Below are 24,080 nucleotides of genomic sequence, written 5' to 3' on the forward strand. Positions count from 1 at the left end.
TGATAGCCAATAACAAACGTACTGTAAATATTTATTTAATTTTTTGGAAACCAATTAGGAATATTTAGGAATATTACATCATGCTATTTAAAAATCGGAGGTTTGCAGGTCAAGTTTTGGCTCAAGAGTTAACCGCTTATGCTAATGACCCAGATGTTGTGGTATTAGGGCTACCAAGGGGTGGTGTACCCATTGCTTTTGAAGTTGCCAAAACCTTAAATGCTCCCTTAGATGTTTTAGTGGTACGTAAATTGGGTGTGCCCGATCGAGAAGAACTAGCGATGGGAGCGATCGCTTCTGGTGGTGTGCGGATAGTCAATAAACATATTATCAACTTGGTGAAGATATCCGATGAAGTAATTGCCAAGGTGGCGCTACAAGAAGAACGGGAGTTAGAGCGGCGGGAACGGCTTTATCGCCAAAATCGCCCCTTAAGAGATTTGAAAGGACGCACAGTCATTTTGGTAGATGATGGTTTAGCAACGGGTGCAACGATGTGGGCTGCTGTTGTAACTGTACGAAAACAGCAACCTGCTCAGATTGCGATCGCTGTGCCTGTGGCTGCACCTGAAACTTGCCAAGAGTTAGAAACTGAAGTTGACGAAATTGTTTGCATCTCCAGACCCAACCCTTTCCAGAGCGTTGGCCTTTGGTACGAAAGCTTTCCTCAAACGACTGATGAAGAAGTCCGCGACTTACTCGCAAAAGCGGCAAAGAACGGTGAAGCAATACCTCTTGGTATGTAGAGAAAGATTAAGTTTATGAGATAGTCTCAACTCCCGAATTGAAGTTTTAACGGGACAGAAATCAAATGGCGTGATGATAGCGGTTCGGATTAGTGATGTTGCCGATACAAAAACGTCGATCGAGTATACAAACTAGTTGATATGGTTAAATAATGCTGAGTTCATCTGAAACAGCACCCGATGTTTCACGAGCCATACTCAATAATCCCCAGGAATAAATATGTCTGAGATTCAAAACAAAGTGGTAATCATCACCGGAGCCAGCAGTGGGTTAGGTGAGGCAACTGCGAAGCGACTTGCTGCTAGTGGAGCTAAACTGATGCTGGCTGCCAGACGCGAAGATCGGCTAAAAGATTTGGTTGGAGCGATCGCTAAATCAGGAGGAACTGCAACCTATCAAGTAACGGATGTCGCAGATAGCGCCCAAGTGGAAGCTTTAGCCAAGGAAACTTTGAGTACATACGGCCGGATCGACGTGCTAATCAATAATGCCGGATTGATGCCGCTTTCTGCCCTCGACCAAGTAAAGGTAGACGAGTGGGAGCGGATGATCGATATCAACATTAAGGGCGTTCTTTATGGAATTGCTGCCGTGTTGCCGATTATGCGTCAGCAAAAGTCTGGTCACGTCATTAACCTATCATCAGTGGCCGGACATAAAGTGTTTCCGGGAGCGGCCGTCTACTGTGCCACCAAGTACGCAGTGCGGGCGATTTCTGAGGGGCTGCGGCTAGAGTCAAATGGTGAAATCCGTTCGACTAATATCTCACCAGGAGCCGTTGCCACTGAACTGGGTAACACGATTACCGATAAAGACGCAGCAGCGGGAATTAACCACCTTTATGAAATCGCCATTGATGCAGATGCCATTGCCCGTGCGATCGCATACGCCATAGAGCAACCCAGTGATGTTGATGTGAATGAAATCATCATCCGTCCGACACGTCAAGAACTTTAAATTTAGGCTTACAGAGCAAGCATTCGGCTCAGATAGCCAGACGATATCTTGAACACGCGAGTGAATGTACAATCTCACTAAAAAAAACTCTGTGTACCTCTGCGCTTTCCTTAGCGTCGCTTTGCGTTTAAAAACGTAACTATTTTAGGCAAAGCTGTATAAATTATCAGTGTCAGATTAATAAATCCAGTTTTGCTTAGTCTGTAAACTGTAGTGGCGTGGCAAGGCTAAAATGTTGTATTATCACTTTCTTGTGGGATGGGCTTCTAGCCCGTCCGGTGCAGGCAAGATGCCCACACCACAAGAGTTATATTTATACACTATTTTAGTCTTGACACGCCAGTAAGCTTTATCACCTATGCTCTCTAAATCTGCAATGGGCGAGAGTAGCTGTGTAGGGAACCCAAATGCACCCAAGCATCGATTTCACCTCGGCAAAATCGGGGCAGCGCCTTCGATTGTGTCAAATAAATTGGTTCAATGCCACTAAAATCAAGTCCGACTTTTGCTTGCGATCGCACAAGCACATAATGGGCGTTTGAGCCTTTGTCAAAAGCGAGCTTTTTGCTCTTTAGGTCGGCCAGCGTCGGAATCAGCGAATCTTCCGCTACTAGAATCTCTTCACCTTTGGAAGCAGTATAGTTCACTATACATATTTATTTTGGTATTAATAAAACGTCGATACATGACAGATATATAATTGATTAAACTTTGTTTTTGAGCAAATAAATATGAGTAATTTTGACCATTCTCAGCATCGAAAAGATTATCTGATTTTATTAGTAATTTGGGTGATAGCGCTAGCTATAGATAGAGCTTGGTTTTTATTAGATGACTCAATTCCAGCCTTCGATCAAAGCGCACATTTAGCTACAGCATTACATCATTATAAAGTTTTTCAAAACTTCAATATCTTCTCAGGAGATTGGTGGTTATCTCTGTGGCAATTAACTCCCAGTTATCGCGCTCCTTTTGTATATATTTGCACTGTCCCATTTTTGATGTTGTTTGGCCGTGGATATGACCAAGCAAGTTTGGTCAACTTATTGTATACTGCGATGATTATATTTTCAGTATATCATTTAGGTAATGTTTTATTTGACAATCGAAAAATTAGCATAACTGCCAGCATATTTTGTGTGTTATTTCCTATTTTAGGAATTGTTCGAACAGATTATTTATTAGATTATGGTTTGACAGCAATTGTTACAGTAACTTTTACAGTCTTGACAATTTGGAAAGATAGTTATATTAGGTTTTGGTCATGGATGTTAACTATCCTTTTGGGCGTTGGAATAGGTTTAATTTTGTTGGCTAAACCTACAGGTTTTATTTTTATTTTAGTTCCTAGTCTTTGGGTATTAATTAGTTTTATTAGAAAACGTAGATTTGTCAAACTAATTCAAGCTTGCTTATCTTTGATAATAGCTTGGTTAATTTGTAGTTTTTGGTATGGCTTAAATTGGTTAACAATTATTACATCGGCATTAAATGCTAACCAAGTTGGAAAAAGGGAGGGCGATCCTTCTCCCACAACTATTGCTGGATGGCTATACTATCCACAAATTATCCCAGAAAGCGTTGGTTTACCAATATTATGTGCGAGTATTGGCATTTTATTGGTTTATCTGATTAAATATAAATTTATTACTAATTTAATTTCAGCGAATCTCCATAAATCGGCTCGAATTTGGTTATTAGTTACCTTAATTAGTAGCTATATAATTTGTTCTTTAGGCACAAATAAAGACATTAGATTTATTCTGCCATGCTTTCCGATAATTAGTTTAATATTGGCGGATTTATTCAATTTAGTTGACAATATATATTTTGATAGACTGAGATTAGCCACTTTAGTATTAAGTTGTATAGTTTTATTAAATAATTTGTTTCCATTGCCCCTAATTCAAGCATGGGGTGGTAGACATTTACCTAATAATGATGCTCAAGAATATCCTCTAGAGAAACTTATACATAAAATCACCGAAACCAATTTATATTTAAGGTCGAATTTAGGGGTAATTCCTGTTTCTACACCGCAGATAAATGAGTATACTTTAAATTATTTTGGGGCATTAGCAGATTTTCGCGTATCTGGCAGAAAATTAACAACCAAATTATCTCAGATAGAGCAAGATTTACAATATTTTTGTTGGTATATTACTAGAGATAATGAACCATATAGACCTGGAGAAAGTGGAGAGACTAAAAAGAAATTAAAATCTTCAGTCGAATCTTCTCCTGATTTGGAATTACAGGGCGATTGGATATTACCTCATGGAGATAAAATGCGTTTATATAACTGCAAAAATCCTCCTGTAACTGTTGAAAAAATTAATAATAGCGAGTCTGCAATTAGTCTAGAAAAAGTTGCGATTTCTCAGCAATTAATTTTAGATAAAAACAACCCTGTAAACTATGAGATAACAGGTTCATGGAATGATTTGCAAAATGGTATATTACTGCTAAAATGGCAAAATGGCCAATCATCCTGGTATCACGATCATGCCATTGGCTTAGGTAATTTATACTGTGGGATCAAATGTCATCCTGAAGGAACTTTCCGGGTGAAAGAAGCTTTAGCTACATTTATTCCGAAAACACTACCACTAGGAAAATATCAGTTATCGGCACTATATTTAGATAGAAGAAACAACAAAACTACATCTTTAAATTTTCCAGATATTACTGTAAATGTGACAGATGTAGGAACAGTAGAAAAATCGCCAGCTTTAGATTTAATTACCCGAACTTCACAGCTAGCACAAGAGTTACAACAGGGTAAATTAAATAATATATTTGTGCAGATAGGTCATTTCAATCAATACGATCCCACTCAGGATTATTTAAAACAAATTGATTTAGCGGCTAATTATTATCTGCAAACAGAGCCAAATAATTTAAATTGGCGTTACACTTTAGTTTTATCACAACTCTTACAGCGCCAAGTCCCAGAATTAATCCAAAATTTAAAAGAATTAACTAAATATGATGCTCAAAATCCTTACGCATGGGTTTATTTAGCTTTTGTTTATTTATATAATTTTCAACCTACACAAGCTGAACCAAAATTAGCGATCGCAGAACAATTAAAACCAGATATACCAGAATTAAAAACTTTAAAAACTGTAACAAATATTATGAAATTTTTGCCACTACAATGGTTTGCTACCAAGGAATAAAAGAAATTCAGATAAAAAGCATTATTGGGATGTAAGTAGCTGTAGTTAAAAATTGACTATTATCAAGACATATAAATAACTTTAGTTGCTGATTGTAAAAATATAAACAAATATTTACAATAAAATAAAAAAAGTAAAATAATGTCAACGAATTTGATAGAAAAAATATATTAAATCTGTCCAAAAGTAGAGATAATTTTTAGAAGACGAAAACAATACAAACCATTTACTTGGATAAGGTTTGATGTCGAGAAACTGTTCCAACTTCAGGGGAGAATTCAGCAAGTGAAGGCTCCGGTGTTATAAACCTGAAGAGTAAATAAAAGGGACTGGGCATGGAAAAGAGGCATCGGGGCAGGGTGCAAAAGGGAAAATTCCCCCTTGCTCCCTTGCTTCTTCCCCAGTTCCCGATACATAGAGAAAAAGTTAAGCGCGAGGACGTAGATTTAGTATGGCTAATAGCAGTGCAATCACCGCAGCACGACACTTGAGTGAAAAGTTACCTTCACCGCTCAAACGTTTAGCAGATTTGGCTTATAACTACTGGTGGAGTTGGAGTGGCGATCGCATCTCCCTATTCCAAAGCATCGATCCCCAAGAATGGGAACGCTGTGGGCATAATCCAGTCGCAATTTTAGAGTCGGCAACTTATGAGCGTTTGACGCAATTAGCAGAAGACCCATTTTATCTAAAGCAGATATCCGCCCTCGCACGTGAGTTTGACCAATACATCAACCAGCAAGATACTTGGGTTAGTCGAGTTGCACCGCAAGTATCCAGAGAGCATCCTATTGCTTACTTTTGCGCCGAATTTGGCATCCATGAATCTCTACCCGTCTACTCTGGTGGCTTGGGAATTCTCGCCGGGGATCACTTAAAATCATCATCAGATTTGGGTGTGCCGTTGGTTGGTGTTGGCTTGTTGTACCGCCAAGGTTATTTTCGGCAACGCTTGAACCGCCAAGGTTGGCAAGAAGATTATTATATTGACAACCCCTTTGACCACATGCCCTTGGAGTTAATTAAAAATGAGCAAGGGGAATCGGTGACTATCGAGTTACAAGTTCGCCAGCGGGTTGTGAAAGTGCAAATCTGGCGAGTGCAAGTTGGGCGAGTCACCTTATATTTATTAGATAGCGATCGCCACGATAACGATCCCATTGACCGTTGGTTGACGGGACACTTATACGGCGGTAACTTGGAAACCCGCATCGCCCAAGAAGTCGTTTTGGGAATTGGTGGTGTTCGCGCCCTACACGCCTTGGGTATTGAACCTTCTGTCTATCACCTCAATGAAGGACACGCTGCATTCTGCACCTTAGAAGTTGCGCGGGTAGAAATTGAACGGACTGGTAAATCTTTCTACGACATCGAAGCCAAGGTGCGCAACAGTTGCGTATTTACCACCCATACCCCCGTTCCCGCCGGTCATGATGTCTTCTCACCCGATTTAATCGACTCCTTCTTTGCCAGCTATTGGCCGCAATTGCGACTTTCGCGCGAACAATTTTTGTCGCTGGGTGCAAGACGATTGGGCGATCCTTGGGAACCCTTTGGCATGACCGTTTTAGCATTGCGGATGTCTCGTGCTTGCAATGGCGTGAGTGAATTGCACGGTCAAGTTTCCCGTAAAATGTGGACAGTTCTCTATCCACAGCGATCCGAAGATAAAGTACCAATTGGTTACATTACCAATGGCGTTCATGCACCCACTTGGACTGCACCCTTGTTAGGTGACTTATACGAGGAATATTTGGGAGAAGACTGGAAAAATCGCGCCGTCGATCCCAAGATGTGGGCTAAAGTTGACGAGATTCCCGATGAGGAATTATGGTCGCGGCATCTCATTCTCAAAGAAAGATTGATTGCCTTCACCCGTTATAAGGTGAAAAAATCACGGGAGTTGCGTGGCGAAAATCATCAACTCATTCAAGCAACAGAAAAATTACTCGATCCCAATGTCTTGACCATTGGATTTGCCAGACGCTTCAGCCCTTATAAACGCGGGGATTTGATTTTGCGCGATGCCCAACGCGCACTGAAGATTTTTGGTAATGCTCAACGTCCAGTACAAATTATCTTTGCAGGTAAAGCCCACCCAGCCGATGAAGAAGGTAAGCGGATTATCCAACGCTTAATGGAGTGGTGTCACAATTCCGGGATTATCAACCGAGTTGCCTTTATTGAAGATTACGACATTTACACTGGTCAAAAATTGGTGCAAGGCGTGGATGTTTGGTTAAATAATCCCCGTCGTCCCTTGGAAGCGTCTGGTACGAGTGGGCAAAAAGTCTGTTTTAACGGCGGTCTGAATTGCAGCGTTTTGGATGGCTGGTGGTGCGAAGGCTACCAAACAGGGCCAGATGGTAAAGGAATTAACGGTTGGGCAATTGGTGAAGATGCTAATACTAGCGATCAAGAATTGCAAGATGGGATTGATTCGCGATCGCTTTATCAGCTGTTAGAAGAAGAAATCGTTCCTCTATACTATGACCAAGATGCCCAAGGCATTCCCCACCGTTGGGTGCAAATGATGAAAACGTCCATTAAGACGAATGCGCCGTTATTCAACACCGACAGGATGATTGCCGACTACGTTTCACAGGTGTATGTCCCAGAGATTTCTAAGAGTGTGGAACCGATTTTAGCTAAAGTACTGCTTTAGAGCATTTTTACTTTCCTGGTTAAATAGGGGGCGGGTTTTCTGCCCCTTTTTTTGCTCTTATATCATGTCCGCTTGATTGCTTATTAAACCCGAAGAACCCCACCCCGCCAAAGCTGCACTTTGTCTCCCCTCCCCGCAAGCCTACGGTGTACACACAAGTTATCGAATTACTACCAGTTCTCGAATTACCCCACCCTAACCCTCCCCTTGTAAAGGGGAGGGAACCGGATTTTTCTTGTTTCCCCCCTTTACAAGGGGGGACTAAGGGGGGTAATTCGACTTGTGTGTACACCGTAGCCCCGCAAGCGAGGAGGGGTTGGGGGTGGGGTGTAATGACTGTGGTTAGTATAACTAATTATGCGGACATGATATTAGTATCGCTTGCGATAAGATCGAGAATAAATTCATGCTGTGTTTATGGCAACCCAACTCAGCCAAGCCAAATCACCAACAGAACTGGTAATCTCTTGGGAAGCCTTGCCCAAAGATTTTCAACTAGAGGATGAACCAGTGGAGAATACCGGTCAGCCACTTTTAGCTGGTGCTTTGCGTGAAAGCCTAGAAATCAGTGGATTCATCCAACCCCAGATGTTGATAGCTTCAAACTTTGGTCTTTGTGCGACAGTCAACGAGCAATTTATTGCCAAAGCACCAGATTGGGTTTATGTGCCGTCGGTTAATGAAGTGGTGGCTAACCGCAAAAGTTATACACCCAATTTAGAAGGAGATATTCCGGCGATCGCTATTGAATTTTTATCCGATACTGAAGGTGGAGAATATTCAGTCAAGCGAACTTATCCACCAGGAAAATGGTTTTTCTACGAGCAAATTTTGCAGATTCCCATCTACGTGATTTTTGAACCTTATGGCGGTTTATTAGAATATTATCAACTGGAAAATAAGCGCTATGAGTTAAAGCAACCTGACGAAAATGGTCGTCATTGGATTGATGTAATGGGCTTATTTTTAGGAACTTGGCAAGGAACAAAAGAAGGTCGCACTGGTTATTGGTTGCGCTGGTGGGATCGAGATGGTAATTTATTACCGTGGGCTGTAGAACAAATTGAACAAGAACGCCAACGCGCCGAACAAGAACGCCAACGCGCCGAACAAGAACGTCAGCAAAAAGAACGACTGATTACTTATTTGCAATCTCAGGGAATTGATCCGAATAACTTGCCCCCGCTTGAGTAGAGGCAATTCATGAATTGTTCTTACAATCATTATCTGATTGTGTAAAACTAACTAGTTTGCGATAACAATCCTGAATCATTCCTAAAAAACAATATCCCCGAAAAATTTTCCGAAGTCGGGGATCTATGAATTGCAGTTTTCAAAAATAAAATAGGATTGCTATAGAAATCCTATTTTATTATCTGAATGGATACTCATCACTCTGGGAATATCTTTTTGAGTTGAGAAATATAATTGAAGTTGGTTATTTTCCAATCTTCCCATGCATTTTGAATAGCTTCTTTTTGTTCTTGAGTTAACTGCCAAGAAAGTGGAGGATTAATTTTACCACGAGGAAATTTAATAGGAATATGCATAATTTCTATTCCTTTTTGGCAAGATTTATCTTTTAAAAATTGCTGCACTTTTTCCGGCTCATCATGCTTGTAGCCGCATTTATACTTGTCTGTCAAAAGTTCTATCCCTCTTGTGTCACTTTCCGGGTATTCTGAATAAAAGAATAAAAAAAGAAAACCCTGAAAGATAAGTAGGGCAATGGATGTAGAATTACAAATCCTCAAGCATTTGGCGAGAGACGCTCACCCAACAGTTGCGATCGAAGTGGTGTAAATTTGAGAGAACATTTAGCAATCAGAAATCAGAAATCAGAAATTAGATACATTAGGGAAATAGTTTATGGTAAAAAAAGAGCAGGAGCTTCAAATCTCCCTTTTTTTTGGCGAGGTTTCAAGATAAAATAACCTAAGCCATAAACAATTAATAGAAAAATTGAAAATACTGTTATTGCAGCAATTCCATAAGATAAATCACCATTGGCATCTACATAACCCCTTTGTATTCTTTCTGGTAAAAAATAAATTATTTTTAATAAAGCCTGTTTTAAAAACTGGTTATGTTCAAAAAAATACTTGTTAAAGTAATTAGTTATTAGCAATAAAGCTCCCGCAATAATGCCAAATATAATTCCCCAACCTTCCCAGCTACGATCTGCTTCTTGTATTTCTTTTTTAGAAAGCTGAGTCGCCTTGATGCCAATTGGAAGACTTAAGATAATAGCAATTAAATATTGGAGAAATACTGGAATTATTTGCTGCTGAGGTACATCAAAACGAAGATGGGAATTATACAAGATGATATCGAAAACTTGTATCGTAGCCAGTCCTGCTAAAACTGCACCTCCAATAACTAAAACCAATTGATTATTAGCGCGAAGTACAAATAAGTTTTTTAAAATTGCTGATAAACCAGAATTCACTGAAATTGTTGGCAAGAATAATAGCAATAAACCAACAATTATAGGTACTCGCAAAAAGAAAATATATTGCAATACACTGTAGAAATTTTGTAGCATTAAACTCAATAATGCTAGTCCCAACCACAAGACAATGCCGTTAAAAACCTGTTGTTTTTTGTTCATAACAAATCTCTGTAAATATACAAAAATTTAATTTTTTTTGTTCATATTGGCTTATATCTTGTACTCAGCTTTCAGATAAATGAAGATTGAAGAATAATTCAGGAGTCACAATTTAGGAGTGGAGCCGGAGACGCTCCACCTTTGCTCATTCCGGTGAGAATGAAGACGCTTGTGGACTCGCTCTAAAAGCAAGATATAGCAAGGGACTGGGGACTGGGGACTGGGGACTGGGTGAAAAGCCTTTTTGTGTCTAAGTTTTATCGTCTGTCGATGTCCTAACCACCTTGACTGTTGCTATATAAGCCAATAAAGTTTGATACACAAGAAGATATCAAAATTCCGCAAAAGTGATTATGAAGTTATATTTATACCAATCCTCTAAAATCTGGCAACAGATTCAAACCCCGAAACCCAGATCCTAGCTGACTTTCTTAATTACGAATTTATATTAGTTAAGTATTAAGAAGTACTAAATATCTATTGATACCAGAGTCTAAAAAATATAAAAAATAAGTAGATTTTATCACCCAAGTAAATAATCCAAGTTGGAGCGGTTATACTTTTGAGCTAATTGATAAATGTGGGTTAATTGCCTGGATTCGTTCGCGAAATATATAGCTTTCCAGGCTATTTACCTGATTTTAATCTTCAAGCATTTCCAACAATTGCGTCTCGCTTAACTGCGTAATTCCCAAGGAAATTGCTTTGTCTAACTTGGAACCGGCATCTTCTCCTAAAACTAAATAATCGGTTTTTTTACTCACTGAATCAGTTACTTTTCCCCCAGCTTTTTGAATCAAAGCCTTTGCTTCATCTCGCTTTAAGGTTGGCAATGTACCTGTAATTACAAAAGTTTTACCTGCAAATTTTTGATTACCATCCCCAAATATTTTTGTTTCCTCAGTAGCAGTTAATTGCAATCCTTCTGCTTGCAAGCGTTCTATCAACCTTTGGTTAGCATCAATCCGAAACCACTGATACACAGATTGGGCAATTTCAGCACCAATACCATAAATGCCTTCAATATCTGATTGCTTTGCTGCCGCTAACTGCTCTACAGTAAAATATTTCTGAGTCAACAATTGAGCATTGACACTGCCAACATGACGGATGCCTAAACCATACAATACCCTTGACCAAGGTTGATTTTTTGACTGGGCGATCGCATCCACTAATTTCTCTGCCGACTTTTTCCCCATCCTTTCTAATTCACATAATTTCTCTGCTGTCAACTCATATAAATCGGCAACACAATCCACCAAACCTTTATCAACGAGTTGATACACTAGCTTTTCGCCCATACCTTTAATATCCAAGGCATCACGACTTACCCAATGTTCAATGGAACCTTTGAGAATCGCCGCACAGGAAGCATTGACGCATCGAGTCACCGCCTCACCCAATTCTCGCACCACCAATTGGCCGCAGACTGGACAATGGGTGGGCATAAGGAAGGGTTCGGTGTCAGCGGGACGGAGTTCTTTGATTACCCTCAGCACTTCTGGAATGATTTCCCCAGCTTTGCGGACAATCACAGTATCGCCAATGCGGATATCTAATTGAGCAATGCGATCGCTATTATGTAAAGTGGCGCGGGAAACTGTTGTTCCCGCCAGCTGCACAGGGCGCATCTCTGCTAATGGCGTTAACGCCCCCGTTCTCCCTACATTTACAGCAATATTTTCCACACGCGTAGGTGCTTCTTCGGCTGGATACTTTAAGGCTACTGCCCACCGGGGGAATTTCTGCGTAAATCCTAGCTGTTCTTGAAGTTTAAAAGAATTCAGCTTTACTACTACCCCATCAGTCATGTAAGGTAAATTCAGCCGTTCCGTATCCCAGTATTCGTAATATTTTGCCACTTCTGCGATCGAAGCACAGAGTTTGTGTTTGGGGTTGACTCGAAAACCCATCTTTTCCAACAACTCCAACGCTTCCCATTGGGTATTAGCAATACTGGTGTCATCCCTACCAGGAATGTGCAAGGTGTAGCCAAAGAAATCTAAGCGCCGTTTAGCCACAATGCGGGGATCTAGTTGCCTGAGTGTACCAGCTGCGGCATTGCGGGGATTGGCAAATAATTGCTCGCTGGCTTTTTGCCTTTCCTCGTTGATTTGTTTAAATACTTCCAACGGCAAAAACGCCTCGCCTCGCACTTCCACCCTTTCGAGAATTTCTAACCCTTCAAAATTCAAACGTAAGGGAATTGAGCGAATTGTTCGCACATTTTGGGTAATATCTTCACCCGTTACCCCATCACCCCTAGTTGTCCCTCTAACTAGAATGCCATTTTGGTAAGTAAGAGCCAAAGCAGAACCATCAATTTTAAGTTCAGTGACATATTCCACTGCATCTATTTTCGGTACTTGTCGCCGCCAACGCTGATCCCATGCTTGCAACTCATCAATATTGAATGCATTCTCCAGACTATACAAGGGGATATTGTGCCGCACCGAGGTAAACTGTGTTGCCGGTCTCTCACCCACGCGCTGAGTCGGACTATCGGGTGCTGTCAATTCTGGATATTGAGTTTCGAGTTGTTGCAATTCTCGATATAGCTGGTCATAGACTGCATCCTCCATGATTGGAGCATCTAGGACGTAATAAGCATAGCTGGCTTGTTGCAATAACTGGCGCAATTCTTCTGTGCGCTTTACTTCAGGCTTAATCTGTGTCATAAAATTATAAAATATCTAAGACAAGGCTAACAAATCATACATTTGTACTATACAAAATTTTGGCTTTTGAGCCATATCCCCCGCTACCTAATACTTGCATAGGGCGATCGCATCGCAAACTTCAGTAGGAAGCTTCCCCTGAGTACTAAGTATAATTCCACAGGTAAATAATTGAGAGCGATCGCGAGTTAATAAATCGCTATATAAAAGAATGTAGAGCCGTAGTATTGCTCACAGGTGTCAACTTAAGCTGAAAGCCTTTTCAAATCTCGTTTCCAGCCTCTGGGCTGAAAATGCACTTCAATTGCGGCTCTGCCTCTAATATCATGTCCGGTTAATTAGTTATAATTTCCGTCATCTATGCAGAAACCGGAAAACCCTCTTTCCCCCTGCCCCCTGCCCCCTGCGTTCTTAATGATAAGTCTTTCACCGGACATGATATAAGACAGCATTCCCAGTCTGAGCAGGGGAACGAGACAACGAGACAATACATAAAAGCTGGTTTTAGGCAGGCTTTCACGTTAAGTTGACACTTATGAGCAATGCTACGGCTCTACAAAGGTAATAACGCATATTTAATTTCACCAGAGTCTATTAGAGGATGTCTGAAAACTTTTTAGTGTTGTATTCGAGACTTGTAGATCCCCCTAAATCCCCCGATAAATTGGGGGACTTTTAGAAGTTTTCCCCACTTTTCAAGGGGGGCTAGGGGGGATCGGACGAAATATTTAATACTTCTCAGACATCCTCTTAGAGAACTGAGTTGAGTAGCTGTGAATAAGCGAAATTATCTTTAGGATGGGGCATCGCCCCACCCCAAATTGTTATCCAATTACCTCAGCAGTCTTCTTCTTATCCAACTTGAGAATCAACACACCCAAAGGTGGCAAACATAAATCCAGTGAATAAGGATGACTGTGCAAAGACCACTCATCCGTCCATTTGCCACCCAAGTTGCCCATATTGCTGCCGCCATACTGACGTGCATCACTATTGAACAACTCAGTATAAAATCCCTTTTGCGGTACACCGATGCGGTAGTGAGAATGGGGTTGTGGTGTAAAATTGCAAACCACGATCGCAAAATCATCAGAATCCTTGTCACGACGCATGAAGGCAACTACACTATGGCGGTTATCGCTACAGTCAATCCACTCAAACCCCGGTTGGGCAAAATCCTGGGTGTACAAAACTGGTTCAGAACGGTAAAGATAATTCAAATCGTGGAAAAACGTTTTTAACTGTTGGTGGGCTTCATGCTGCAATAAATGCCACTCCAAATCTGTCCAATCATTCCACTCACTCCACTGCCCAAACTCCATGCTCATAAACATGGTTTTCTTGCCTGGGTGAGCAAACATATAGGTAAATAAACAACGCACACTAGCTAACTTTTGCCATGTATCTCCCGGTATTTTACCGATGATATTGCTCTTGCCATGCACGACTTCATCGTGAGACAGGGCTAGCATAAAGTTTTCGCTGTGGTTGTACCACATACTAAAGGTGATATTGTTTTGGTGGAACTGGCGGAACCAGGGGTCCATGCTGAAGTAATCCAGCATATCGTGCATCCAGCCCATATCCCACTTCAAGTTAAAACCCAGTCCGCCTGTATAGGTAGGCCAAGATACCATTGGCCAAGAAGTGGATTCTTCAGCAATTGAGAGAACACCGGGGAAATAGCTAAAGATAATGTTATTTACCTGACGTAGAAAATCTGCTGCTTCTAGGTTTTCTCTGCCACCGTACTGATTGGGCAGCCATTCTCCTGGTTCGCGGCAATAGTCGTTATAGAGCATCGAGGCAACAGCATCGACACGAACCCCGTCAATGTGGTACTTGTCAAACCAGAAGAGAGCATTTGCTGCTAAGAAATTACTAACTTCATGGCGACCGTAATTGAACACCAAAGTACCCCATCCTTTATGTTCGCCTTTACGGGGGTCAGCGTGTTCGTACAAATGGCTACCATCAAAGAAAGCTAAACCATGTCCATCTTTGGGGAAGTGACCAGGAACCCAATCTACAATTACCCCTATATCATTTTCGTGACATTTGTCAATAAAGTACATCAAATCTTCGGGTCTGCCAAAACGCGAGGTAGGGGCATAGTAACCAGTTACTTGATAACCCCAAGAACCATCAAAGGGATGCTCTGCAATGGGCAGCATTTCTATGTGGGTGTATCCTAATTCTTTGACATAGGGAATGAGTCGGTCAGCAAGTTCTCGGTAGGTAAGGAAACGTGCGCCCGGCTTTAGTCCAGAAACGACAACTACAGGTTGAGTTTCACCATTGGGAAGTTTAGCTGGTTCTGCACTCGAAGCGTGTAACCAAGAGCCTAAATGCACTTCGTAAACTGAAACTGGTTGAGTTAGGGGGTCAGTGTGACGCCGCTTTTGCATCCAGCCTTCGTCATCCCAACTGTAAGCATCTAAATCAGTGACAATGGATGCCGTTTTCGGGCGAACTTCTTGCTGGAAACCGTAGGGATCGGATTTTTCGTAAATGTGTCCTTCAAAATTTTTGATTTCATATTTGTAATGCTCTCCCACACCGATTTCAGGAATAAATAATTCCCAAATTCCAGTGCGGCCTTTACGCATCTGATGTTTACGCCCATCCCAGAGGTTGAAATCTCCTAATAATGAAACATTACGAGCGTTAGGTGCCCAAACAGCAAAATAAACACCTTTAACGCCATCTATTTCCGTAGGGTGCGCTCCCAGTTTTTCGTATATCCGGTGATGGTTGCCTTCACTAAACAAATGCAAGTCAAAGTCTGTCAAGTTGGGAGAACGGAAAGCGTAAGGGTCATAGATGACACGCTCATGTTCTCCTTCTTTAATCCGTAACTGGTAGTTTGCCAGTTCTGGAGTGTCAATCGTGCATTCAAAAAAGTGGGGATGATGCACTGTTTGCATTGGGTATTCTTTACGTTGTTCAGGAAGAACGACCCATGCTGCACTTGCATTTGGTAGGTAGGCCCGTACAGCCCAGACAGTTTTGCCGTCTTGCTCTATAGGATGAGAACCTAGTATTTCAAAGGGATCGTTATGCTGATTCCAAACGATGCTGTTAACCTGTTCAGGGGCGATCGTGGTCATGGACATGAAGCTACCTAAGTGAAATAACGTGATTGACTAAATCTACTTTTTTAATATCTATATATATTCTTTACATTTATTTGCAATTTTGTCGCCACCGTTATCCTACATCATAATAGGGCATTGGGCATGGGGCATTGGGCATGGGGCATTGGATAAATGACTAATGACTAATGACGAATTTATCAAAAATTTAAAAATGGGAAAAACTGGAGTAACGTTTTACGTATACGAAGCAAGAAAATCTGTTCCCGAATTTTGGGGTCTAATTTTGGGGGCGGGGCAAGTTGGAGCTGCGCTTGTAATTGAATATATTCGGCAGCTGTTAGAGATTTTCCATCAATAGGCGATCGCGCTTCTATAATAATCTTTGTCCGTAATATTTCTTCTGGGGTATCCTCTGGTGGCGGTAATGCTATTACTGCCGATCTCCAATAGTTACTTAAAAAAATCAAAGTAGCACTAATTACTATTAAGCTCAGTAATTTTATAGATTTTCTCGTTTTAACTCTCCTCATCTCCTGAACTACGTTCGCAACGCAGGATGAAAATCTGTTTTTTTCATACCCAAATTTTCCCAATAAAAATCTGGCAATATCAAGGGAGATTTCCAAGTCTTTCTGATCCGGAATAGACTACAGGAATGCTCAAGAGCAATTGCCAGCGATCGCGATAAATTATTTTACCCTCTCACAACTCAGTAGTATAAGTAATTTAAAATGCCAAATGAATAGCTTAGATTAACTCAACTCCCTTGGACTGAGAACAAGGTTTGAGCGGGCGGGACTTTCACAAGGACACTTGGTAGAGGACATAACCCTCTTTACCATACTTAAGTGCTGAGTGCTGAGTTTTGAAGTTGAGTACTCAGTACTTTCGCAGTCTAGCAAAAGCCCCGCCCCTCTCTGCGAGACGCTGCGCGAACGTGGGCGGTCTTTTAACTCAGCACTCGGAACTAGGAACTCAGCACTCAGCACTCAGTGTCCTTTATTTCCTGCCCTACTTAGTTGATATTTGAGCAAACTCTCGGCTCTGATAAACCAGCATAAAAATGAGGTTTTTTCGTGAACCCAATTAATTCGAGTAATACTTCGAGCTATATAGTGAGGAATGCTGTCACTAAGTAGTTCTGGGCGCGATTTAAACTAAAGTTTAAGATGCCTTATTTAGGTTTAGCGGGAGTAGTCGCTCCAGGAGTCGCTGCGGGAGTCGCTGCGGGAGTCGCTGCGGGGGTAGCGGCAGGAGTAGTCTTAACAGCAGGTGCATCAGTTGGTTCACCTGTAGCGGCTGGAGTAGCAGTACCAGCACCATCACCACCACCACCTTCACAGGCCCCAAGAATTGCAGCCAGACTTAACATTAAAGCAAAACCAAAGATTTTTGTTTTCATAACTCCTCTTTCACCAATTGTGGCTAGAATAATTTTTCGCCTGTTGAATACGATACCGTATTTATTGCTTTTTTTAAATTCTGCGAGATTACATACTTAAAAAAAACAATCCTTTGGGGTATTGTTTTTGGAATTACGTATCCTGATTAGTTTCTCTTAACTCAGGAGCAAAACGAAAAATACCAACTTATTTAGCAAACGGAGCTATGATAGCAAAAAATTTTATTTTTTTCACAGAGTATTGCATCTGGCTACCTGAGGTTGCCATACTTTAGGTGCGATACCTAAAAGGTAAGCTGTCCAGTTTCTAATCGCTAATTGCAAACATTGCATATCTAGGGGATGCAAACATTGATACAGCTACCTATCAGAAAAGTTAAAAGGGTATAGTCTGTGATGTGTGCTGGTTGTACAGAAGGTAATTTAAACCTTAGCAAAACAGACAATCAATCTAAAAGTGCAGTATTTTCCATCTAAAAAATTTAAAAATTTATGGTAGTTGCTCGTAAATCTACTGTTTCTACAAGGGGTAATTGGTTCCGGCGAGATTCTATCCTTTCTTTAGGAAGGCGACGTTCTGCGTCTATGGAGTCAGCAGCAGGGAGTGCTTCTATACCAGTATCGTCTTCAAGACAACAGCGTTCCTCGAAAAATTTAGCGGTTTCTGCCACAAATAAGGCAGTTATAGCTAAATCGGTGAAAGAATTGGGTAGACAACAATTACCAAATCTCAATGAACAGTTGAATGCGAAGCAAAAGAGTTCGGAGGAAGGTTTTCTTGGGCTTCCCACAATGCCTAATTCTGGAGCTGCACCTTTGTGGTTGCTGCGCTTGTATACCTTTCATCGTTATTCGTCAGTTGTGGCGTTCTTGTTAGTAGCATCGACACTTGCTGTTTATGGTTGGACAGTCTATTCTCAAGAGCTTTGGGGTCAGTCATATCGCAGACTGCAAAGCCTCCAACGTCATGAACGGCTGCTAACGACAACCAACGCGACGCTGAAAAATAAAATGGCTAATGAAGCAGAACAACCAACAGCAGGGCTGGTATCGCCAACTCCTGAAGGGATGATTTTCTTGCCTCCTGCATCTGGGAGTCCTAAATCAGCATCGCCTAACACAACGCCAAATTCTGAAACCCAACCGCAAACACTCTCGCCACTGGGATACTAATCTCTAAGAGTCATTTGTCATTTGTCATTAGTCATTAGGACTGAGACTTCTGGTTAATCACAAAAGGCAACAGACAAAGACAAAGGACGAACCCAATGCAGAAGTCACCAAGCAAAACAAAATTCAGAAAGTTTCGGAATCCAAAATTTACAGGGCGACACAAGGGTGATAAACGAGGGCTTTTGGGAAAATTAGCCTCTAATATGCAAGACCAAACATCCAACACTAAGTCGCGACTGTTCATCGTCTGGGGCGTATTAATGGCATCAGGGTTGGGGTTGGCTATTAACTTGTATAATCTACAAATTGTCAAGGGGCCAAAGTTAACTGAGTATGCACGCAATCAGCAAATGGTGAATGTGCGACCTTTTATGCCCCGTCGCCCAGTGGTAGATCGCAATAGCGATCTGTTGGCTATTGACCGCCCTGTATATACTTTGTATGCTCATCCCAAGCTGTTTGATAAGTCTAATGAAGATATGGCAGAGCGACTTGCCCCAATTTTGGCAAAAGACACTGCTGAATTGGTGAAAACTTTTCAAAGCAAAAGAAGCGGAATTATACTTGCGCCAGCCTTACCAGAAGAAATTATCGATCGCGTCATTTCTTTGCGCTTAAATGGCTTGGAGTGGGCTCAAAAATACTCCCGATATTATCCGCCAGACGATTTGGTTGCTGATGTGGTGGGCTACGTGGACATTGACCGTCGCGGTCAAGCTGGTGTGGAATACTCTCAAGAGAAGTTGCTAGAACGTCCTGTGCAAACGGTGCGGCTCAGTCGGTCGGGAAATGGAACCTTGATGCCAGACCGGGCGCCCGAAGGTTTTTTGCATTTTGACGATTTGCGATTACAACTGACTATCGATAGCCGTCTGCAACGAATTGCTCGGATTGCGCTCAAACAACAGATGCAGAAATTTGCCGCCAAACGTGGAGCGGTAATTGTCATGGATGCATTGGATGGTTCCTTACTCGCCCTGGTTTCTCAGCCTACTTATAATCCTAATGAATATGCTAAATCTGATATTTCACTATTTAAAAATTGGACAGTAGCGGATCTTTATGAACCGGGATCGACTTTTAAGCCTTTGAATGTGGCGATCGCTCTGGAAAATGGCATCATCAAACCAGATGATATGTTTAATGACTCCGGTTCGATTCGAGTCGCTAATTACACCATCAAAAATGCGATGAATAATGGTAATGGGCGAATCAGCATCGCTCAGATTTTGCAATATTCTAGCAATATTGGCATGGTGCAAATTATCCAACGTTTAAAGCCTTCAATTTACTACAACTGGTTAGAACGCTTAGGGCTAGGACAAAAAGTTGATACAGATTTGCCTTTTGAAGTCGGCGGAAGGCTCAAAAGTCAAGAAGAATTTATCGCTTCGCCAATTGAACCAGCTACTACTTCCTTTGGACAAGGCTTTTCTATGACACCCTTACAGCTAGTGCAAATGCACGGTGCTTTAGCTAATGGCGGTAAGTTAGTTACACCCCATGTAGTTCGCGGGTTGATTGATAGCAAAGGGCAGATGCATGATTCACCCACTCACACTATCCCCCGGCAAATTTTCTCAACCGCAACAACTCAAAAGGTTGTGGAAATGATGGAAACTGTTGTTACTCAAGGCAGCGGTAAGCCGGCACAAATTCCGGGATATCGCATTGCTGGTAAAACTGGTACAGCCCAAAAAGCTAGTCCCAATGGCGGATACATCAAGGGTGCGAGAATGACGAGTTTCGTGGCTATTTTACCCGTGGAATCTCCTCGCTATGTAGTGTTTGCACTGGTAGATGAGCCAAAAGGAGAAAGTGCTTATGGTTCTACTGTCGCCGCGCCAATTGTGAAGTCGGTAATCGAAGCACTGATTCCTCTTGAGCAGATTCCGCCCAGTAAGGCAATCGAGCAACGGACGCAAGTACCGTAGGGTTGGGGTGCAAGGAGGCAGGGGGGCAGGGGAGCAGAGGGGCAGGGGAGCAAGGGGACAAGGGGACAAGGTGACAAGGTGACAAAAGTTTAGAACTTACAACAAGTCTTTCCCCTTGTCCCCAATTCTCCTTGTCTCCAAGTCCTCTTTCCAATGCCCAATGCCCCAAAACTTAATCTTTCTCTATAACCAGGGAAAGAGGTACAGAAAGCTACTGGTGTGGAAACCTAGATATTAGAGGTGAAAGTAATTTATCACTTTTCTAAAGCTACCGAAGATTTCATGCAAAGCAATTTACTTATATTTCCTAATGCTGGGACTACGAAAAATAGCACCCCAACTGAAGAAAAAACAATTACCAAGTACGACCGTGCCCAGGAGCAATTTATAGAACTGCTAGCAATGGAGGATTTGGATCGTCAACTGGATGCAAAACCTTCAATAGCCAGTGAGTTTGAACAGGCGCTCTCTATGGCAATTGAGGCTGCTTATGGAAACGATCGCTCTGATGAACAGGCTCACCGTTTTCTTCAACGGATACTTTATCGAATTAATCGGCTAAAGCTGTTTTGGTACGACGATTTGCGGCATTATAACAATGAGCGATCGCTTTACTTGTCCTCATGTCGCGACCAAATTGAAGCTGCTTGGCAACAGTGGGAACTGGCACAATTCGATGTGGCTGCACTGCAACAATTAGATGTAAAACAAGCTCTAATTGAGCGCACATCTGCCGATTTAGATCCGCTTTTGTCACAGAGTAGCCGCTACATTCGTGAGGAAATGACTGAATCTGGCTATCGTCACCTGCTAGCGATCGGCTCCTTTGATGGCTTGGTTGAAGCTAGCCATCTTTCCCGCATTTTGGGTGGTGTTGCTAATGAAGTGCAATGTACGCTGATGCGAGTATTAATAGAAGAATACGGCAATGGTCGTTTATCTCGCAAGCACTCTACTTTTTTTGCCCAAATGCTTGCTGAGTTTGGAATGAACACTGAACCAGAGGCATATTTCGATTTAGTACCTTGGGAAGTTTTGGCTTCTACCAATCATAATTTTTTGATGACTGAGCGCAAACGCTATTTCCTGCGTTATAGCGGCGGTTTGACCTATTTTGAGGTGGCTGGCCCTGCGGTTTACAAAAATTATATGGTGGCGGCGCAACGGCTCTTACTCTCAGAAGTAGCAGTGGGTTATTGGGAACTACACATCAGGGAAGATGAACGCCACGGCCGTTGGATGTTAGATGATGTGGCTTTGCCATTAGCAGAACGATATCCCAATGATGCATGGGAATTGCTGCTTGGGTACGATCAGCAGAAACTCATGAGCGATCGCGCCGGGACGGCTGTTGTGCGATCGATACGCGAAGCAGAATAAGCCGCCTTATTCCTATGAGCAATCTAAAAAATCAAAATAGCAAGTTATTATTAGCCTTTTAATTTGACATCTTTAAATCATTTTATTGCTAATTCACTTGCGCTCAGATTTCTTTAGCAATCCTTTGCTAAAGGAAAACTTTTTATTGCCTGAATACAAGGTAATAGACAACCACCTATTACATTGATTATACCTTACACCTGGAAGTGCAATCAAATGAAAGATATCTTTTTTTGCCCAGAAGAATCTAATTTCTACTCAAACTGCTTAGAAAGCTTTGTTATCAGAAATTGTAAAAATTCCGAATCTATTGTGGAGTTTGGTTCAGGAGATGGTAGCCCTGTAATTAATTCTTTATTAAGAAACAATTTTGATGGTGTCATCCAGGGATTTGAATTAAATACTTCTGCATGGAAAGTTGCAAATTCAACCATTGATGAATACAATCTCACTAATAAATACATCATCCACAATTCGTCTTTGTTTAATTCTTCTCAACCCGATGCCGAGTATCTTGTAGCTAATCCGCCCTATCTACCCGCACCAGATAACGATATTTATATGCCACTTTTATTTGGGGGTGTAGATGGAGCTACAGTTACCAATGAACTTTTATCGTTAGATTATGAAAATGTATTGGTTTTAATATCTAGCTTTTCTAACCCAATCAATACCTTGAACATAGCAAAACAAAATGGTTATTATGTTCAAAACTTCATGGTGTTACCTTTAAAGTTCGGCTACTATAGCTCTGACCCCAAGGTAAAGAAGCACATCGAAAAACTCCAAAAAAATCAGATGGCATTTTATTCTGGCGATTATTATTTTTTAGCTGGAGTTTTATTTAAAAAATGCCAGGGTTCTGTAGTTGATTTATCTAATCAATTAGCTCAGGTGATGACTAGTTTGTGAAAATCAAGAACAACTTAAGTGATGTCATCCCTTGCCTAAAGTAGAGATGTGTCTCGAAGCATGGCTTAGAGACATATCCTCAATAATTTTCAACGAGCATTTTTATAAATCCATATTCCCAAGTAATCATTTTGTCTGCCTGAAGTTATTGCATTAACTTCTTTATTGTATGGCTGCACTTTTTGAGTGACGTTTGCGCTTAAGTGCTGGAAATAAAATTACACCAGCACCGAACGACAAGATAGGAAAGCCTGAAGTCGGTTCAGCTACAGAGACAGATGAGATTGGTGTCAAGAGGAAGGCGTGTAATTCATTATTAACTGCACCACGACCGACAATTTGTCCATTATTATTAATGGCAGATGCCGCTGTTAAGGTAAAGCCACCCTCTGAACCAGGAGCAATCAGGTTATTTAAGTCGTACAGAGTCTTATCACTATAAAGAAAAGCCCGTAAACCATTGCCATCTGCGGCAAAAAAGTTATTGTTAGTGCCAGAAAACCCGACTACTTGACCCAAATTATTGATCCCTAAACCAGTACTAAACAAATCTGTAGGACGTAACCTACCGAGGTCTTGGAGTCCTGTGTTGGGACTGTACAGAAAAGCACGACTATCATTTACGCCAGTCAGTCCCGAACTACCAACTACTTGTCCTGAGTCATTAATATCATTTGCTTGACTGTACCTGTCACCAGGGAGGGTACCGAGATTATTGATTACACCCTTGTCGGATAAAAAGGCTCGGCCGGAAGAACCGAAAATGCCAACTACCTGACTTAGATTATTTATGCCATAGGCAACATAATTTTCTTTTAAATTATTGTTAATAATAGTCGTCGTACCATTGCTGTATAGGAAAGCGGCTCCGTTGGGAAAGGCAAGTTTTGGGAATATACCGCCACCAGTTGTACCGCCAACCACTTCACCTGAGTTATTGATAGCATAAGGAATGCCTTTAAGACCGGTATTTTGCGTTGTTCCATCACTGTAAATAAAGACGTTATTATCACCGTCGGTCTTACCGATGGAATTACCAACTACTTGCCCCAAGTTATTGATACCACTGACTGCAAGTACATTATCGCCAGGCAATGGACTAATTTTTTTGACAGAACCATTACTGTAAAAAAAAGAACTGTCCAAAGAATTAATCGCTACTTTACCTGAGTCATTAATGTCTGTAGCATAACTGTAGGCTTCTCCCGTAAGAGCGCCTAAGTCAGTAACTGAGTATAAAGATACCGCCAATGCCGACTTGGATGCAGTCAGACTGATTGCGGTGAAAGTTATTGCTGTTATACAGGATTTCCACTTAAGTAAAACCATGTTACCTTGCCG

The 24,080-nt window shown here is 41.5% G+C and carries 17 protein-coding genes; 9 read left to right on the forward strand and 8 right to left on the reverse strand.

The window, feature by feature from the left end; all coding sequences use genetic code 11:
• Positions 1 to 80 precede the first annotated feature (80 nt).
• Both RMZ42_RS00395 and RMZ42_RS00400 read left to right on the forward strand, forming a co-directional pair.
• Entirely contained in the window at positions 81 to 746 is a 666-nt protein-coding gene (locus RMZ42_RS00395; RefSeq protein ID WP_322669528.1) for a phosphoribosyltransferase, read from the forward strand.
• 220 nt (positions 747 to 966) lie between these two features.
• A complete protein-coding gene (locus tag RMZ42_RS00400) occupies positions 967 to 1,704 on the forward strand; it encodes an SDR family oxidoreductase (RefSeq protein WP_322669529.1) in 738 nt (245 codons plus the stop codon).
• Positions 1,705 to 2,069: 365 nt separating this feature from the next.
• On the opposite strand, the gene RMZ42_RS00405 is transcribed toward RMZ42_RS00400, so the two are convergent.
• Positions 2,070 to 2,351 carry an ABC transporter substrate-binding protein gene (locus tag RMZ42_RS00405; RefSeq protein WP_322669530.1) on the reverse strand — a complete coding sequence of 94 codons (282 nt, stop codon included), beginning with the start codon at positions 2,349 to 2,351 and terminating at the stop codon, positions 2,070 to 2,072.
• Positions 2,352 to 2,435: 84 nt separating this feature from the next.
• On the opposite strand from RMZ42_RS00405, the gene RMZ42_RS00410 reads away from it, so the two are divergent.
• The 3 genes from RMZ42_RS00410 (at position 2,436) to RMZ42_RS00420 (ending at position 8,745) form a co-directional block, all read left to right on the forward strand.
• Complete coding sequence (locus RMZ42_RS00410; RefSeq protein WP_322669531.1) at positions 2,436 to 4,886, forward strand: hypothetical protein; 2,451 nt, start codon at positions 2,436 to 2,438, stop codon at positions 4,884 to 4,886.
• 451 nt (positions 4,887 to 5,337) lie between these two features.
• Positions 5,338 to 7,551, forward strand: a complete 2,214-nt coding sequence (gene glgP / locus RMZ42_RS00415; protein WP_322669532.1) for an alpha-glucan family phosphorylase — start codon at positions 5,338 to 5,340, stop codon at positions 7,549 to 7,551.
• Between the two features lie 417 nt (positions 7,552 to 7,968).
• Positions 7,969 to 8,745, forward strand: coding sequence for a Uma2 family endonuclease (locus tag RMZ42_RS00420; RefSeq protein WP_322669533.1), 777 nt, complete (start codon positions 7,969 to 7,971; stop codon positions 8,743 to 8,745).
• 197 nt (positions 8,746 to 8,942) lie between these two features.
• Here the strand turns inward: RMZ42_RS00420 and RMZ42_RS00425 are convergent, their stop codons facing one another.
• From RMZ42_RS00425 to RMZ42_RS00450, 6 genes are all read right to left on the reverse strand, one after another.
• Positions 8,943 to 9,197, reverse strand: a complete 255-nt coding sequence (locus tag RMZ42_RS00425) for a hypothetical protein (RefSeq protein ID WP_322669534.1) — start codon at positions 9,195 to 9,197, stop codon at positions 8,943 to 8,945.
• A gap of 221 nt (positions 9,198 to 9,418) precedes the next feature.
• Positions 9,419 to 10,162 carry a hypothetical protein gene (locus RMZ42_RS00430; RefSeq protein WP_322669535.1) on the reverse strand — a complete coding sequence of 248 codons (744 nt, stop codon included), beginning with the start codon at positions 10,160 to 10,162 and terminating at the stop codon, positions 9,419 to 9,421.
• A gap of 641 nt (positions 10,163 to 10,803) precedes the next feature.
• Positions 10,804 to 12,840 carry an NAD-dependent DNA ligase LigA gene (gene ligA, locus RMZ42_RS00435; protein ID WP_322669536.1) on the reverse strand — a complete coding sequence of 679 codons (2,037 nt, stop codon included), beginning with the start codon at positions 12,838 to 12,840 and terminating at the stop codon, positions 10,804 to 10,806.
• 824 nt (positions 12,841 to 13,664) lie between these two features.
• A complete protein-coding gene (glgB, locus tag RMZ42_RS00440) occupies positions 13,665 to 15,956 on the reverse strand; it encodes a 1,4-alpha-glucan branching enzyme (RefSeq protein WP_322669537.1) in 2,292 nt (763 codons plus the stop codon).
• A 179-nt stretch (positions 15,957 to 16,135) separates the two neighbouring features.
• Entirely contained in the window at positions 16,136 to 16,468 is a 333-nt protein-coding gene (locus tag RMZ42_RS00445; protein WP_322669538.1) for a hypothetical protein, read from the reverse strand.
• A 644-nt stretch (positions 16,469 to 17,112) separates the two neighbouring features.
• A complete protein-coding gene (locus tag RMZ42_RS00450) occupies positions 17,113 to 17,340 on the reverse strand; it encodes a hypothetical protein (RefSeq protein WP_322669539.1) in 228 nt (75 codons plus the stop codon).
• A gap of 492 nt (positions 17,341 to 17,832) precedes the next feature.
• Here RMZ42_RS00450 and RMZ42_RS00455 point away from each other — a divergent pair, with 492 nt between their 5' ends.
• The 4 genes from RMZ42_RS00455 (at position 17,833) to RMZ42_RS00470 (ending at position 22,739) form a co-directional block, all read left to right on the forward strand.
• Complete coding sequence (locus RMZ42_RS00455) at positions 17,833 to 18,513, forward strand: hypothetical protein (protein ID WP_322669540.1); 681 nt, start codon at positions 17,833 to 17,835, stop codon at positions 18,511 to 18,513.
• 95 nt (positions 18,514 to 18,608) lie between these two features.
• Complete coding sequence (locus RMZ42_RS00460) at positions 18,609 to 20,447, forward strand: penicillin-binding protein 2 (RefSeq protein ID WP_322669541.1); 1,839 nt, start codon at positions 18,609 to 18,611, stop codon at positions 20,445 to 20,447.
• 282 nt (positions 20,448 to 20,729) lie between these two features.
• Positions 20,730 to 21,827 carry an iron-containing redox enzyme family protein gene (locus RMZ42_RS00465; protein WP_322669542.1) on the forward strand — a complete coding sequence of 366 codons (1,098 nt, stop codon included), beginning with the start codon at positions 20,730 to 20,732 and terminating at the stop codon, positions 21,825 to 21,827.
• A gap of 216 nt (positions 21,828 to 22,043) precedes the next feature.
• The gene (locus RMZ42_RS00470; RefSeq protein WP_322669543.1) at positions 22,044 to 22,739 is read left to right on the forward strand and encodes an SAM-dependent methyltransferase; all 696 of its coding nucleotides are present in this window, start codon (positions 22,044 to 22,046) and stop codon (positions 22,737 to 22,739) included.
• Between the two features lie 162 nt (positions 22,740 to 22,901).
• On the opposite strand, the gene RMZ42_RS00475 is transcribed toward RMZ42_RS00470, so the two are convergent.
• Complete coding sequence (locus tag RMZ42_RS00475) at positions 22,902 to 24,068, reverse strand: DUF3466 family protein (protein WP_322669544.1); 1,167 nt, start codon at positions 24,066 to 24,068, stop codon at positions 22,902 to 22,904.
• Positions 24,069 to 24,080: the final 12 nt, after the last annotated feature.

It is taken from the genome of Nostoc sp. DedQUE05 (assembly GCF_034530955.1).
Taxonomy (GTDB): Bacteria; Cyanobacteriota; Cyanobacteriia; order Cyanobacteriales; family Nostocaceae; genus Nostoc.

Bases quoted from the DNA above. Each gene is read 5' to 3' on its own strand.
- RMZ42_RS00395 (WP_322669528.1), top strand. From the start codon at position 81: ATGCTATTTAAAAATCGGAGGTTTGCAGGTCAAGTTTTGGCTCAAGAG.
- RMZ42_RS00400 (WP_322669529.1), top strand. From the start codon at position 967: ATGTCTGAGATTCAAAACAAAGTGGTAATCATCACCGGAGCCAGCAGT.
- RMZ42_RS00410 (WP_322669531.1), top strand. From the start codon at position 2,436: ATGAGTAATTTTGACCATTCTCAGCATCGAAAAGATTATCTGATTTTA.
- glgP (WP_322669532.1), top strand. From the start codon at position 5,338: ATGGCTAATAGCAGTGCAATCACCGCAGCACGACACTTGAGTGAAAAG.
- RMZ42_RS00420 (WP_322669533.1), top strand. From the start codon at position 7,969: ATGGCAACCCAACTCAGCCAAGCCAAATCACCAACAGAACTGGTAATC.
- RMZ42_RS00430 (WP_322669535.1), bottom strand. From the start codon at position 10,162: ATGAACAAAAAACAACAGGTTTTTAACGGCATTGTCTTGTGGTTGGGA.
- ligA (WP_322669536.1), bottom strand. From the start codon at position 12,840: ATGACACAGATTAAGCCTGAAGTAAAGCGCACAGAAGAATTGCGCCAG.
- glgB (WP_322669537.1), bottom strand. From the start codon at position 15,956: ATGTCCATGACCACGATCGCCCCTGAACAGGTTAACAGCATCGTTTGG.
- RMZ42_RS00445 (WP_322669538.1), bottom strand. From the start codon at position 16,468: ATGAGGAGAGTTAAAACGAGAAAATCTATAAAATTACTGAGCTTAATA.
- RMZ42_RS00450 (WP_322669539.1), bottom strand. From the start codon at position 17,340: ATGAAAACAAAAATCTTTGGTTTTGCTTTAATGTTAAGTCTGGCTGCA.
- RMZ42_RS00455 (WP_322669540.1), top strand. From the start codon at position 17,833: ATGGTAGTTGCTCGTAAATCTACTGTTTCTACAAGGGGTAATTGGTTC.
- RMZ42_RS00460 (WP_322669541.1), top strand. From the start codon at position 18,609: ATGCAGAAGTCACCAAGCAAAACAAAATTCAGAAAGTTTCGGAATCCA.
- RMZ42_RS00465 (WP_322669542.1), top strand. From the start codon at position 20,730: ATGCAAAGCAATTTACTTATATTTCCTAATGCTGGGACTACGAAAAAT.
- RMZ42_RS00470 (WP_322669543.1), top strand. From the start codon at position 22,044: ATGAAAGATATCTTTTTTTGCCCAGAAGAATCTAATTTCTACTCAAAC.
- RMZ42_RS00475 (WP_322669544.1), bottom strand. From the start codon at position 24,068: ATGGTTTTACTTAAGTGGAAATCCTGTATAACAGCAATAACTTTCACC.